Origin of the sequence: Solitalea agri (assembly GCF_023914155.1) — a bacterium.
GTDB lineage: Bacteria > Bacteroidota > Bacteroidia > Sphingobacteriales > Sphingobacteriaceae > Solitalea > Solitalea agri.
In genome coordinates, this window is the sequence record NZ_JAMWYS010000009.1 from 16,540 (window position 1) to 30,525 (window position 13,986).

The 13,986-nt window shown below is 36.5% G+C and carries 12 protein-coding genes; 7 read left to right on the forward strand and 5 right to left on the reverse strand.

Going from position 1 to position 13,986, the window contains the following annotated elements; translation table 11 throughout:
* Nucleotides 1–30: 30 nt before the first annotated feature.
* A complete protein-coding gene (locus NF867_RS02515) occupies nt 31–1,800 on the reverse strand; it encodes an aromatic amino acid hydroxylase (RefSeq protein WP_252585971.1) in 1,770 nt (589 codons plus the stop codon).
* Nucleotides 1,801–2,070: 270 nt separating this feature from the next.
* On the opposite strand from NF867_RS02515, the gene NF867_RS02520 reads away from it, so the two are divergent.
* From NF867_RS02520 to NF867_RS02530, 3 genes are all read left to right on the forward strand, one after another.
* Nucleotides 2,071–2,967, forward strand: coding sequence for a DUF4349 domain-containing protein (locus NF867_RS02520; RefSeq protein ID WP_252585972.1), 897 nt, complete (start codon nt 2,071–2,073; stop codon nt 2,965–2,967).
* Between the two features lie 48 nt (nt 2,968–3,015).
* Nucleotides 3,016–3,585 (forward strand): hypothetical protein, encoded by a 570-nt coding sequence (locus NF867_RS02525; protein WP_252585973.1) that lies wholly within the window; start codon nt 3,016–3,018, stop codon nt 3,583–3,585.
* A gap of 61 nt (nt 3,586–3,646) precedes the next feature.
* The gene (locus NF867_RS02530; protein ID WP_252585974.1) at nt 3,647–4,732 is read left to right on the forward strand and encodes an aromatic ring-hydroxylating oxygenase subunit alpha; all 1,086 of its coding nucleotides are present in this window, start codon (nt 3,647–3,649) and stop codon (nt 4,730–4,732) included.
* Here the strand turns inward: NF867_RS02530 and NF867_RS02535 are convergent.
* A complete protein-coding gene (locus NF867_RS02535) occupies nt 4,709–6,043 on the reverse strand; it encodes an amino acid permease (RefSeq protein WP_252585975.1) in 1,335 nt (444 codons plus the stop codon). The two genes, NF867_RS02530 and NF867_RS02535, sit on opposite strands and share 24 nt — an antisense overlap.
* A 197-nt stretch (nt 6,044–6,240) precedes the next feature.
* Here NF867_RS02535 and NF867_RS02540 point away from each other — a divergent pair, with 197 nt between their 5' ends.
* Complete coding sequence (locus tag NF867_RS02540; RefSeq protein ID WP_252585976.1) at nt 6,241–6,618, forward strand: BlaI/MecI/CopY family transcriptional regulator; 378 nt, start codon at nt 6,241–6,243, stop codon at nt 6,616–6,618.
* Between the two features lies 1 nt (nt 6,619).
* Entirely contained in the window at nt 6,620–8,638 is a 2,019-nt protein-coding gene (locus NF867_RS18365; protein ID WP_279639322.1) for a M56 family metallopeptidase, read from the forward strand.
* Nucleotides 8,639–8,699: 61 nt separating this feature from the next.
* On the opposite strand, the gene NF867_RS02550 is transcribed toward NF867_RS18365, so the two are convergent.
* From NF867_RS02550 to NF867_RS02560, 3 genes are all read right to left on the reverse strand, one after another.
* Nucleotides 8,700–10,301 carry a hypothetical protein gene (locus NF867_RS02550; RefSeq protein WP_252585977.1) on the reverse strand — a complete coding sequence of 534 codons (1,602 nt, stop codon included), beginning with the start codon at nt 10,299–10,301 and terminating at the stop codon, nt 8,700–8,702.
* A 127-nt stretch (nt 10,302–10,428) separates the two neighbouring features.
* Entirely contained in the window at nt 10,429–11,907 is a 1,479-nt protein-coding gene (locus NF867_RS02555) for a glycine--tRNA ligase (protein WP_252585978.1), read from the reverse strand.
* A gap of 177 nt (nt 11,908–12,084) precedes the next feature.
* Entirely contained in the window at nt 12,085–13,158 is a 1,074-nt protein-coding gene (locus NF867_RS02560; protein WP_252585979.1) for a hypothetical protein, read from the reverse strand.
* A 175-nt stretch (nt 13,159–13,333) separates the two neighbouring features.
* On the opposite strand from NF867_RS02560, the gene NF867_RS02565 reads away from it, so the two are divergent.
* Both NF867_RS02565 and NF867_RS02570 read left to right on the forward strand, forming a co-directional pair.
* Entirely contained in the window at nt 13,334–13,564 is a 231-nt protein-coding gene (locus NF867_RS02565; RefSeq protein ID WP_252585980.1) for a hypothetical protein, read from the forward strand.
* Nucleotides 13,554–13,949 carry a type II toxin-antitoxin system VapC family toxin gene (locus NF867_RS02570; protein ID WP_252585981.1) on the forward strand — a complete coding sequence of 132 codons (396 nt, stop codon included), beginning with the start codon at nt 13,554–13,556 and terminating at the stop codon, nt 13,947–13,949. Before NF867_RS02565 ends, NF867_RS02570 begins: the two co-directional genes overlap by 11 nt.
* The last annotated feature ends 37 nt before the right edge of the window (nt 13,950–13,986 follow it).

Here is a 13,986-nt window from a genome sequence, read left to right on the forward strand (position 1 = left end):
GGACTATCGACCATGGTCTATGAACTTAATTTAATGCACAAGGTCAATTACCGGATTGGCAATCAATGAAAAGCCATCATTAATCAACTTGGTGATTGCCGGGTTACTTGCCGCTTTATTTTTTAGCACATGCTTAATATCATCGGCTAACTCTGGATGCAAACCGGTATGTTCAAAAATCTCTAAAATTTCCAGGGCACATAACCAATCATTGTTGTGTTCGGTTTTCAGTGAGTCCCAAACTGAAGGTAAAAGTGCAACATCGGCCTTATGCTCACGTACATTTCTAACTATACGATACAACTCATGCAAGCGTACCGTTTTATTATCGAACTGCATCTGATGTGTTTTAGTTTCAGAAACCAATGCTATGGGTTCAAAAGCATCTTTATCGGCAGCACCACAAAATACTGAATCAATTTTGTGGCCTACAGCCATATCGTAAACTCCCCAGAAAGGCTCGAAATAAACCTTACCTGAGTTTTTGTCATGCACCTTACAATCAATAAAACTTAAAAGAACCAGTTTCTCTTCTTCCTGAATCACAGATTTTAATGTACCCTCTACAACAATCCCGCTTTCAAACTCAAACACGGTAGGTTCACCCAGCTCAATTCCCATATTCTTAAAGTCATTAATATGAAAATCTTCCAAAGGCATTTCAAAATCTTTCAACTTACCTACCGGAGAGCTAAAACCATCAGCATGATAAGCTTTACCATGTCCATCTAATTGGTTATCGTTATAACTTAAAGCCGATGGACCTGTAGTTTTAATATAAACAGGTACATCATTTTCATTCAGAACTATATCAGTAAAAGTACCGGTAACCTGCAAGCCTGAACTGAACACAGCGGTACAAGTATTTTTACACTCAATAGCTTTCATTAAACCATGAGTTCCTCCTTTTCTGAAGGACATGGTGGAAGCAAATTCTTCCAGCACGTTTATCAGGGTTTCGAAGTCGGGAGTTACAAATAACTGGGGCTGAGGCTTGGTAATATCGTACGAATAATTCAGCGTATCTATCGAATAAGGAAGTTTCGTTACATCCGGACGCATACATGTTGCGCTTTCTCCAATTGACGAAAGTAAGCCGGCTCCATAAATTTTAGGATCTTCAAGGGTTCCGATCAAACCATATTCAACAGTCCACCAATGCAAACGACTCAACAGAGCCATTTCCGAAGGCTCACCCAAATTTTGCTGCTTGAACTCCAGGTCTTTTTCTGCTTGAGCAATATCTGCAGGATCGGCATCAGGCATCTCTTTTAAAATCGATAACTGACGTATTGCTTCATACAATTCAAAGTCTTTTGACGAATACATCGCCTTTGAACCGATATAACCAAAATAGCTTAAATAATCTGCGTAACGAGGTTCCCCAATAATAGGCGCATGTCCTGCCGACTCATGGATAATATCAGGAGCCGGGGTATATTCAATATGATCAATCTGACGAATATCTGCAGCAATTACCAAAACCTTGTAAGCCTGAAACTCCATGAAAGCCGCCGGAGGAATAAAACCATCAACAGTAACAGCTCCCCAGCCAATTTGGCCAAGAGCGTCGTTCATTTCCTGCAAACTAGGGATCTTTTCAATGGTTAACCCTGCCTTTTTCAGACCGGGAATGTATGGATAAAAGGCAACATCCTTTAAATAGCTGTAATTCTGACGCATTACATAACGCCAAATAGCATGATCAACGGTTGTATAATGTTCATAATGCTGCTCAACTATGTACTGTCGTAAATGATTAGGCAAGGCTGCCACCTGTTTATTGTTGAAGGTATTCATTAAAATACTAGATTGATTGGTGCCGTAAATTTAGCAATCGACATTGTTTATCAATAACTTTTTGCAAGTTAGTTTAAAGTCTATCCTGTTTAATAACCGCTTATAAAATTTCCTTAAAAAAATTTAGAATAACAAGGGTTACATTCTCACCTAATTTGGAATTAATGGAAACTAATTTATACGAACCGAACGTAACTTATAGCTGCCAATTCTAGACAAACAGACATAACATACCTAAGGTTAAATTCATCCATTTAAAACCTTATTAAAATGAAAAACGTACAAAAACTACTAATTGTAGTTCTTTCAGCTAGCGCTATGAGTTGTGGCGAAGGAAAACACCCAGAAAATTATGAAGGCTCCGCTGATAGTGCATCTGCTGTATCCTCATCAGCTGCAACTGAAACCGCCAATACTTCAGGAAGAAGATTCGTTCGCTCGTCAGAATTAAAGTTTAAAGTAAAAAACGTAACGGAGGCTACTTATAAAATTGAAGACATTACCAACAGAAACGGTGGCTTTGTTACCCTCACCAATTTAAATAGCAATGTGGATTATACAAATACAACAAAGGTGAGCGCTGATTCATCGGTTGAGTCAAAATATGTAACCGTTACAAATGAAATGACCATCAGGGTTCCTAACACCAAACTCGATACTACCTTAAAAGACATCGCAAAGCTGGTTGACTTTTTAGATTACCGGATCATTAAAGCAGATGACGTAAGCTTACAATTGCTTTCCAATAATTTAACTCAGCAACGCATAACACGAAACGAGCGCCGACTAACTAATGCCATCGATAATCGTGGAAAGAAACTAAATGAAACTTCCAACGCTGAAGAAACCTTATTGAACAAACAAGAAGAGGCTGATAACGCCAAAATCTCGAACCTTAACCTGGAAGATCAGATCAATTTCAGTACTGTTCAGCTTTCTATTTATCAGCGCCAGTTGGTAAAACAAGAGTTGATTGCCAACCAGGAAAACATCAGACAGTATGAGCCGGGATTTTTCAGTAAAGCCAAAGAATCATTCATCACCGGTTTTGAAATACTTTCTGACCTGATTGTATTTATCATCAGACTTTGGGCGCTGATCCTTTTGGCGGTTATTGCTTTTATTCTTTACAAAAGGTATGGCTATAAATTGAGAAAGGAAGTGTAACAAGCTATTAAACGCTCTCTTTTCTACATCACTTAAAGCTATTTGAACATGAAAATAGTATTAAAAAACATTTCGAAAATCTTATACGGTCTTTTGATGCTTTCATTTTTTTTACCTGCAATCAAATCATGTACTGGAATGGAGGGAAGAAAAACAGAAGGTGGTCAGGATAGTATTTCTGTTGATACAACTAAAGCTGCTGTTGATACAACAGGCCTTGCAAGCATTGATTCTGCTGCAACTAAACCGCACAGCTCAACAGAAATCCAGTCTGATTCAACTAAAACTAAGAAGGATTATTTAGATCTGGTTTTAATGCCTGACGGTAAAAACGATTCATTAATCGGTTACGTCTATCGTTATTTCAATAAATCCAGTATAGCTATTTATTTTATCCTTAGCATTATTTCGTTCACCTTAGTGTTAAAAAATAGAAATCCAAAAACGCTATTTAAACTCTCCATTTTAACAACTATTCTTTTAGGCTTATTTCTGTATTGGGGAGATACCGTAGTTTGGGGATTTTGGGTTATTTTATCCATAAATATCAGCATACTAATTATTAATCTTATTCGAGTCAGGCTTCATTCAAAAGATAATAATATTAGCACTCCATAAACAATTAGGTTATATTGAAATCCAATTTGAAGCAAACTCGATTTTCAATAAACCACTGAACATGGAAAAGCTGAACATCCACCCTGATATTACCAAAGCTGAAACTTTACCAACGTCATTCTATAAAAGCATAGACCTTTTTGAGGAATCCAAAGAAAAGATCTTCGCTAAAAGCTGGCAGTTAATAGAATCAGAGGAATATGCAAAACAGGCAGATGAGGCTTTTCCATTTTCATTGTTACAAGGTTTTTTAAACGAGCCTTTGGTTTTAGTCAGAAATCAGAACCATGAATTAAACTGCTTTAGCAATGTTTGCACCCACCGAGGAAACATTTTGGTTCATCACCCCGGTAAATACAAAAAGTTCATCTGCAATTATCATGGCCGAAAGTTTAATATCGATGGCCAATTTGAATCGATGCCTGAATTTAAGGAGGCCAAAGATTTTCCAAGAGCATGTGACGATCTTCATCAGATTGATGTAAAAGAATGGAGCGGATTTCCATTTGTTTCATTAAACCCAGGCTTTGATTTCGATATTTTAGCTGCCATTTTAAATGAGCGTGTTGGCTTTATGCCGGTTTCACAGTTTCAGTTTCGCCCCGAACTATCAAGAGAATACCTGGTAAACGCTCATTGGGCACTGTATTGCGATAATTACCTGGAAGGTTTTCATGTTCCATTTGTCCACCCGGATTTAAATAAGGTTTTAGACTACCAACAATACAAAACCCTGATCTATGATTATTGTAACCTGCAAATAGGCATTGGGGACCATGCCGATGAATGTTTTGACCTGCCGAAGAACCATGTTGATCATGGACAAAAGATAGCTGCTTATTACTATTGGCTGTTTCCAAACATGATGCTCAACTTTTATCCATGGGGATTAAGCCTCAATATTGTAAAACCTATCTCCATTAAACAATGCAAGGTTAAGTTCTTGACCTATATGTATGATGAATCGAAATATGATAAAGGAGCAGGAGCGCTTTTAGATAAAGTAGAACGAGAAGATGAATTTGTGGTGGAGAATGTTCAACGTGGTATTAACTCACGGTTTTATAAAAATGGCCGCTTCTCTCCGACCCGAGAACAGGGCGTTCACCATTTCCACTCACTTTTAAGCCGTTTTATCAACAGCTAGATCATCTCCTAAATTTTTTTTGGCCATTTTCTGAAACAGGTAATAAATAGGAACGCCTGCATTTAATAAGATGACACCGTAAAGAATACTTTTCGGACCGGTTCCTATAATAGCACCTATAGAGAACAGAAAGGCGATAATGGTAATAACAACAAGCTTAATATTCTTTCTCCAGCTAAAGTCGGCTTCCATTTTTCGTTTTATCATCAACTCGGCTACTGAACAAAAGACATATGGAATTAAGGTGGACAAAGTAGATAGAAGAATTAGGTTCTGAAATTGCTCCTGCAGCGATTTTGAATAGTTTAAGCCAATAACAACGCAGGTAAGGGCGCTCGAAATGATCAACGCGTTTGTAGGCACATTATTCCTATTCTTTTTCTTAAAAAATGAAGGGAATGCTCCGTTAGTGGCAACTGCGTAAGCGACCTGGCCTTGCATAAGTATCCAACCATTTAAAGTACCTAAGCATGCAATCACAGCAGAAACAGCAATAATGGTATAGAAAATATTTCCTCCTATTACCTCTGCCGCATCAGCAAAAGGAGCTGTTGATTTGGCCAAATTAGCGTTAGTTAAAATACCCATTACTGCTGTACTGGAAAAGATATAGATCACCGCGGCCAAGACAGTTCCTATAATTGTTGCCTTCGCTATGTTTTTCTCCGGATTACGAATATGCTCGGCAGGAACGGTAGCTGATTCCAAGCCTAGAAAGGACCATAGAGTTAAAGCTGCTGTTTGCAAAAAAATCGCTGGGTAACTAATATGCTGCGGACGAACCCAAAAGCTGGTCGATTTAAAATAGAAGAAGCCAACTGTTCCGATAATCACCAATGGAATTATTTTAAGAATAGTGGTAACCATCTGAAACTGGGCCGCTTCTTTTATTCCTTTCAGATTGATAAATGTTATTATCCATACCACAGCAATTCCAATGCTCAAGGCTGCCAATGGAGATTGATTGAGAAATGGAAAAAATGAGGATAAAGTAGCGACCAGTGTGATAACTATAGCCGCGTTACCTGTCCAAACGGCTATCCAATATCCCCAGCCTATTATAAAACCCATCAGCGGACCAAAAGCCTTATCAACATAAATATAAAGGCCACCGGTAAATGGTAGCAGTTTACTTAAACGGGCGAAAACAATGGCAAGCGTAACAGCTCCAACGGTTGAGATGAGCCAGCCCCACAAACTGAAATAACCAAATACAGCCAATGAGGCAGGTAAGAACAGAATTCCTGTACCAATCATGTTTCCTGAAACAAGTGCGGTAGCATGTAAAAATCCAATCTTTTTATCAGGCATAGTAGTGTATCGCTATAATCAATGTAATTATAAATCTGTTGCTTTCAAAGTGCTCCAAACAACTCTATCTTACTGTAAATCAATTATACAACACTTTTGTTACGAAACATTTCGTAGAAACTATTTTAAATACGAAACTCTTCGTATATATTTGATATACGAAACAATTCGTAGATAAACATTAGCGTTTAGAACGTATGAAAATTCCGAAACCTACCGATGCCGAATTAGAGATACTGCAAGTATTGTGGGAATATGGCGCCAACACTGTCCGTTTTGTAAACGAACATCTGAATGAAAAAAAAGAAACAGGTTACACCACTACCCTAAAGCTCATGCAAATTATGCATGGCAAAGAAATGTTATCTCGAGATGACAGTAACCGTACACACATTTTTGATGCAGCAGTTAAAGAAGAAGATATTCAAAAAGAATTACTTGATAAGTTTTTGGATGCTACTTTCAGAGGCTCGGCGTCGAAACTTGTGATGCACGCACTGGGAAATTCTCAAACATCCAAAGAAGAGCTCGATCAAATTCGTCAACTTTTAGACCAATTAGAAGGAGGTAAATAATATGAATTCCTTTGATTCTATCTTAAACGGAAACTTTTCACAGGCCTTAGGCTGGACCCTTATCCATTCCATCTGGCAAATTGCTATTGTAAGCTTAATACTTGCTGGGCTGATGGTTGTTTTAAGAGATAAAAGCGCCCGACTACGGTATAATGTAGCTATCGGTTCTCTTGGAGCCATTTTGGCAATTTCCTTAGTTACTTTTATGAGTGTATGGAGCAGCACACCTGCAACTTCACAAAGTATCAGTTTCAACCAACTTAGCTACAGTCAGTTGTTTTTTGAGACTAACACCCAAAACAACTTACTTGCAACTTGGTGGAATTTATTAGGTTCATTTATTCAACAAAACTTAAACCTGATCTTAATTGCCTGGGCAATTGGTGTAGCAATCCTTTCTGTTCGACTGATCGGTGGAGTGTCTTATATATTCCGTTTAAGAAATCGGCATTTAAAACCCGTTACTGAACAGTGGCAAAACAAGCTTAAAAAACTTGAAGACCGCTTTGAAATAAAACGCAAGGTAGCCTTGCTTGAGTCGGCGCTGGTGCAAATCCCAACCGTTGTTGGATATCTGAAACCTTACATTTTAGTTCCCCTAGGCACTTTTGCAGCTTTACCGGCTAATCAGATTGAAGCCATATTGGCTCATGAGTTAGCGCACATTAAACGCAATGATTACCTGATCAACATTCTACAAACTATTGTTGAGATCATTTATTTCTTCCACCCCGGAATTTGGTGGATGAGCAATACCATTAGAAAAGAACGCGAATTATGTTGTGATGATTTAGCCGTATCGTCAGGATGCGATGCCCTCTCACTTGCACGCGCATTATCCAATATTGAAGAATTTTTCACCACTCAACCAAAAACAACATTAGCTATGGCAATTAATGGAAAAGGATCGCTATTGAATCGGATCAAGCGATTAATAGGTCACCAAGAACAAAGCACAACAACTCTTAACAGTTTCTCCGGAACAGCGATTATTCTTATTGCTGCAATTATCACCTTTACAATGAATAGCACCAATGTGTTTTCATCAGATAAAAAAGATAAAAAGCCGATTGAAACAGCACTTAATACTGAAAAAATCCCTGTTCAAAATGTCTCGTTAACCAATATTTCTTCAGGGAAATTTGTGAATTTAGATAGTATCAAAATCAATAATAATGTAAGTATTGATGATAAAGATGCCGTGGTAATTATTAAAAACGATAAAGGCGAGGTAAAAGAAATTAAAGTGAATGGCAAATCGATTCCTAAAGAAAACTGGAATCAAAAAGAGCTACAAATGGCAATTAGCCAGCGAATGGGTGCCCCGGTAGCTCCTATTGCACCTCCTCCTGTTCCACCGGTTGGCGCCGTTTCTCCTATAGGAGCCGTTCCACCTGTCCCACCTACTCCACCATTTCCAGGTTCTAGCGCATTGCCTCCTATTCCTCCGGTACCTGCCTTGCCTCCAATGAATTTTAATTTCCCTGGTTTTAAATTCGATATGGACTTTAGTGATGCTAAAGAGAATATGACTCCTGCTGAACGCAAAGCCTTTGAAAAGAAAATGAAGAAATTTGAAAAAGATATGGAGGCCTGGGGTAAAGAATACGAGAAGAACTTTGGAAAAGACTGGGAAGCAAAAATGGAGAAAGAATGGGCTCCTCAGTTAAAAAACTGGGAAATGAGCATGGATGAATGGTCAAAACAAGCGGCTCCTCAATTAGAAGCAATGGCCGCTAATATGGCGAACATTAATCCAGAGGTAAACATGAACTTTCCTGCTCATAGTTTCAATTTTGACATGAATAATAACTTCTCTTCTTCATTGGAACAAGCACTGTTAGCTGATGGATTAATTAAGAAAGATGAAAGCTATAGTTTCATTATCTCAGGAAGAAATAAGGAGCTTATTGTAAATGGTAAAAAACAGTCGGCAGAGTTGTTTGAGAAATATGATAAACTGGTACGGAAATCATCGGGCGCCAAGGGCGATGATTATACGTTCAGCATTTCGAAATAATTCTCTTTCATAAAAATCATATAAGCAAAAATGCCTGCCAGATTTAACCGGCAGGCATTTTTTATTTACCCATAAAGTCTTTGATATTTTTAATCCGTTCTCTGAGCCTCTCACTATCGGGCAAATAATTTAAAGCATTATTAAGCAAAGCTTGAGCTGTTTTATATTGTTTCTTACGTACATAATAACCTGCTGCTGAACCAAAAGCTTCTGCCAACAACTCACCTGAAGAACCATAACTTAATGTAGACTTCTTTAAGGTTGATTTCAATCTATTTAAATATTCTTCTCCTTTGGCAATTTCTCCAAATTCGTATTTTTTTGATACCTGATAGGCTAGGTTAGCCAATTGCAATTGATAAATACGTTCATTACTAGCCAGAAAAGGGTATTTTGCAATGGCGCTATCTACTTCTCCAATAATTTTCGCATTGAGCTGACTGTTGCTTAAATTATTCGTCACTATGTAGGTGATATATCCCTGAATCTCTAAATCATTATTATTCATAAAATAGAGCTTGTCCAAATATTTTAAAGATTCTTTAAATTGATTTTTAAGGTAGTAGTATTTAGAAAAATGGTAATAGGTGATTCGCTTTATATCTACCTGGGCTAATGAATCAATTACAAGGGCAAAAGTCTGATTAAATATTTTAGTATATCGTTCTTCTTCTTGGTTCTTAATCAACAATTTATCGCTAATGTTTGAATAAATATCCTTTAACAGTAATTGATTAAAATCACTGTATCTGATATTAGCGTATTTGGCTAAGTAGTAAGCAGACTCTTCTTCTCTCCCACTTTTCACATAAGTCAGTAGACTCACCAAACAAGCCGACTTAAGGTATTTTAAGCGCTCTTCATTTGAATAAAGCATACTGGATTTTGAAAACTCTTTATATGCATTTACAAAATCAGATTTATTCAGATAATCTAAACCTTGATTATAATATTGAAGTCCGATTAGATGGGTTAAATTGATAGGTATTTCAGAAAAGAAAAACTTATTGAATAAACTATCAACACCCAAAGCCTCCACCTCGTTTTCTTTTATCAATTTATTCTTTTCCAGATATTCAACAAAGCGTTCTTTGGCTTTTTGATCGAAGGTAAGTACAGTCGCTCCTGGAGTGGTTGTCTCAAAAACCATATTATTCCCAGTTTCGCCGACCACTAAATAAACATGATCAGTTGCTTCTTTTATTGAATATCCAATCCCTAGGCGATCTAAAATTAATGCAAACAATGCAGAAGCAGTTACACAGTTATATTGTCCCGAAGTAAAAATATCTTTAAAATCAACGCTAATGTTATACTTAATTAAAAACTGAGCATGAATATTTTTATAAATACTCTTCAAGGAATTTACTGACTTCAATTTTGGGTCAGAAGTATTATAGTTACTTAAAAACTTATCTATCTTTTCTTCTGCTGTTTTATAAAGCTGCTCATTTATTTCCTTGGAAGATGTGTTCATCAAGAGCAATAAGTGATTAACTTTTTTTGTTTTGCCAAAGGAATCAAAACACTGTTCCTCAATTTTGTTTCGGTAAACTGAAGTATCAATGGTTTGAGCTATTGATGAAATGGAGTTGAAAATTAAAAAGAATAAGCAAAGTACACTAATCTTCTCTAAGATTGACTTTTGAAAAAAACGCAGCATGATGATTTAATAAATTGAGCCTAATAATATTTTTATTAACAACGAGAACGATTCGTAACTAAAAGGCAATATTAACAAAAAAAGACCTTCTTAAAGAAGGTCTTTTTTACTATAAAGTTGTGATCAACTATCCTAACAAATTCTTCCAGCTCACTTTCTCAGCAATAATTTTATCCAATTGGTCAATTGCTACACGCTCTTGCTCCATTGAATCACGGTGACGGATAGTTACGGTGTTATCTTCTAACGATTGATAATCAACGGTAATGCAGAAAGGTGTTCCAATAGCATCCTGACGACGGTAACGTTTTCCAATTGCGTCTTTCTCATCATATTGCATATTGAAATCTAGCTTCATCTTATCCATGATCTCACGCGCCTTTTCAGGTAATCCGTCCTTTTTGGTTAACGGAAGTACCGCAGCTTTAACAGGAGCCAATGCCGGGTGGAATTTCAATACCACGCGAGAATCTTGTTTATCGCCTTCGCTCAAATCCTGCTCTACGTATGCATTACACATGGTTAACAAGAACATACGATCTAAACCGATGGAAGTTTCAATTACATAAGGCACATAGTTTCCGTAAGGTTTGCCTTCTGCATTTAGCTCAGGATCGAAATATTGCATTTTCTTTCTTGAATATTCCTGGTGCTGGCTTAAATCAAAATCGGTACGTGAGTGAATACCTTCTACTTCTTTAAATCCGAATGGAAATTCAAACTCAATATCTACAGCCGCATTTGCATAATGCGCTAGTTTAGTATGATCGTGGTAACGGTATTTCGCAGGATCTGTACCTAAAGCCTTGTGCCATTTTAAGCGAGCTTCTTTCCAGTAAGCATACCATTCCATTTCGGTACCCGGACGAACAAAGAATTGCATTTCCATTTGCTCAAACTCACGCATACGCATAATAAATTGACGGGCAATTACCTCGTTACGGAACGCTTTACCAATTTGCGCAATACCAAAAGGAATCTTCATTCTTCCTGTTTTTTGAACATTCAAGAAGTTTACGAAAATACCTTGAGCTGTTTCAGGACGTAAATAAACTACATCTGCCTCGTCAGCCATTGCTCCGAACTGGGTATTGAACATCAGGTTAAACTGACGAACATCGGTCCAATTACGGGTGCCTGAAACAGGGCAAGCAATTTCATGCTCAATGATCAATTCTTTTAAACCAGCCAGGTCTTCGGCTTTCAGGTATTCATCCATTTTAGCCTGAAGCTCTTCAGCCTTTTGGGTTTTACCGTCTTTCTCGTACTTGGCAATTTTATCTTCTAACAAGTTATCGGCACGATAACGTTTTTTAGAGTCTTTATTATCGATCATCGGATCGCTGAAGCCATCAACGTGACCTGAAGCTTTCCAAATTTTCGGATGCATAAAAATTGCCGAATCAATCCCGACAATATTCTCATGCATTTGAACCATGGCTTTCCACCAATAGGTTTTAATATTATTTTTAAGTTCAGCACCTAACTGTCCGTAGTCGTAAACAGCGCTTAAACCGTCATAAATTTCGCTCGAAGGGAAAACAAAACCGTACTCTTTTGAGTGTGAGGTAACATTTTTAAATAGTTCGTCGTTGTTTTTACTCATAGTGGCGCAAATATATTTTTTATCAGCCAAAAAAACACGGTTTGTACGGCATTAATTTGAAACTAACGGCTTTAAGCAGATGTTGGTTCTTTACTCAAACGTGCACATAAGCTTGTGGCTCGAACAATCAAGTAGCCTAACCGCCCGAAGAGTATCATTCGCCAAATACAGTACCTCTTAAAGATATCTTTCAATATAAAATGACAAGAAATCTAGAAACGTCAAATCAATTAATATTAACTCTTTTTGATTGGCTGATTTAACTTCTTTCTCTAACTTTTCTAGTTTTCTTCTGTTTATAGCATTTACTGTTTCATCCAAAGCAACTCCTGACGCTGAGATATATTCAAATTGATTTACGGCATTTTGTGCCATTGACGAAAGATCTGAATTCGCGTTTCGGGAAGATATCTCCGCCTTAGCTTTAAGTTGTGCTATTCGGATATCACGAATTTCTTTTTCAAACTTAAATTGTTCTTCTCTTTCTCGCTCTTGTATTTCTTCAATACTTAGAGGAGCAATATTTATTCCCGGTTGAAATTTCAATTTAACAGCCGTCTTAAACAATTGTTTCTGTTGAGGATTAAGGTTTTTATGAAAATCTACTGAAGCTGAATAATTTAGTGTGTCAGTTTCATAGTTAAACGTTGACAACATCAATGAAGAATCTGGAATACCCCAATTGAAATGTAAAAGCTTTAGTTGAGTGTTATTTTGGGGTACCCCGTTTTTTATTTCCATTTTCTTTACAATACCTAAATAGCTTTTTGCGGTGTATACTAAATCATGCATCGCTTTAATACCGAATTGATGAAAAGCCATTTGGGTATAATCCGGAACCTCAATTATAGAACAGAAATCCAAAGAAAAATTTAATTTGTTGGCAGACACATTGTGATACCATAAACTATCTATTTCAGTTAAACTGTCACTAATAGTTGTTTTCCAATTAGTGGTATCTCTTGGCACATTCCTTAATACTAATTTGTGTTTACTGTTATGAAATAAGTACTGAATTTCATTTTTATTTATATCATAAAAAGTATCATAAACTTTCTCGGTATTATAATCAATCACTATCGTTCTGACCGAATCATTATGATAGTAGCAATTTACCCTTAGCGGTTTTTTAGAACTGGTATTAATTTCATAAACAAAAAAAGCATCCCTTTTTGCTGTTTGTCCAAATACAGAAATTAAGGTTGAGTTTAATAATATCAGAAAAAAGATGGTTAAGATTTTAGGCTTCATTAAAATAGCTAGTTTGTGGCCGCAAACTTAAAATATTCTGGAAAATTCATTTCAACATTTAAGCGCGTAAAATATTTATACTTAATGGCGCCTTTTATTACTTTCGCAGGTGATTTTTGATTTGTCAATAAGCCACTTACTTTTATTAATTGTCTTTAATCCTTATTTTTAATTCATGAAATTAGAATCGAAAATAGAAAACTTAATATTTCAGGAAACGAAAGGACTTTCAGAGGCAACACTAAAGGAGATCCTTGATTTTGTTTTATTTCTTAAGCAAAAAAGTGCAGGATCTACACCAAAATCAACCATTTTTTATGATTTACAATTAATGCAATCTTCAGAGGTAAATCATTTGGAAGAAGAGTTTGCTGACTATAAAAAATTATTCCCGCTTGAAGAATAAATATTTAGCCGATACCATGGCGATTGTCCTTTTTCTCGAAAAAAGAAAACTCCCTGTCAAAGTCAAAGCATTATTCTTGAAAGCAGAAAAAGGAGAAATTGAAATTTTAATTTCTGCAATTTCTTTGGCTGAAATTGCTTACCTAAGTGAAAAGAAACGAATTGACACTAATTTGGCATCAGCCACTCACTTTTTCTCTATTTATTCATCTTTTCAAATAGTTGAGTTAAGCGAAGGTGATATCTCAGCAGCATTTTTGATTGACGATATTCCAGAATTACATGATCGCTTAATTGCTGGAACCGCTCACAAAATGCAAATCCCTATTATCACCAATGATCCCAAAATCATTACATCTATCCATACAAAAACTATTTGGGAATAATCATTTCAAAATAGATTGCTAACTCTTAGGCTGTTTA

Coding starts and splice junctions, on each gene's coding strand:
- NF867_RS18365 (WP_279639322.1), top strand. CDS start 6,620: ATGAATTCCTTTGATTCTATCTTAAACGGAAACTTTTCACAGGCCTTA.
- NF867_RS02565 (WP_252585980.1), top strand. CDS start 13,334: ATGAAATTAGAATCGAAAATAGAAAACTTAATATTTCAGGAAACGAAA.
- NF867_RS02525 (WP_252585973.1), top strand. CDS start 3,016: ATGAAAATAGTATTAAAAAACATTTCGAAAATCTTATACGGTCTTTTG.
- NF867_RS02540 (WP_252585976.1), top strand. CDS start 6,241: ATGAAAATTCCGAAACCTACCGATGCCGAATTAGAGATACTGCAAGTA.
- NF867_RS02555 (WP_252585978.1), bottom strand. CDS start 11,907: ATGAGTAAAAACAACGACGAACTATTTAAAAATGTTACCTCACACTCA.
- NF867_RS02530 (WP_252585974.1), top strand. CDS start 3,647: ATGGAAAAGCTGAACATCCACCCTGATATTACCAAAGCTGAAACTTTA.
- NF867_RS02520 (WP_252585972.1), top strand. CDS start 2,071: ATGAAAAACGTACAAAAACTACTAATTGTAGTTCTTTCAGCTAGCGCT.
- NF867_RS02535 (WP_252585975.1), bottom strand. CDS start 6,043: ATGCCTGATAAAAAGATTGGATTTTTACATGCTACCGCACTTGTTTCA.
- NF867_RS02550 (WP_252585977.1), bottom strand. CDS start 10,301: ATGCTGCGTTTTTTTCAAAAGTCAATCTTAGAGAAGATTAGTGTACTT.
- NF867_RS02515 (WP_252585971.1), bottom strand. CDS start 1,800: ATGAATACCTTCAACAATAAACAGGTGGCAGCCTTGCCTAATCATTTA.
- NF867_RS02560 (WP_252585979.1), bottom strand. CDS start 13,158: ATGAAGCCTAAAATCTTAACCATCTTTTTTCTGATATTATTAAACTCA.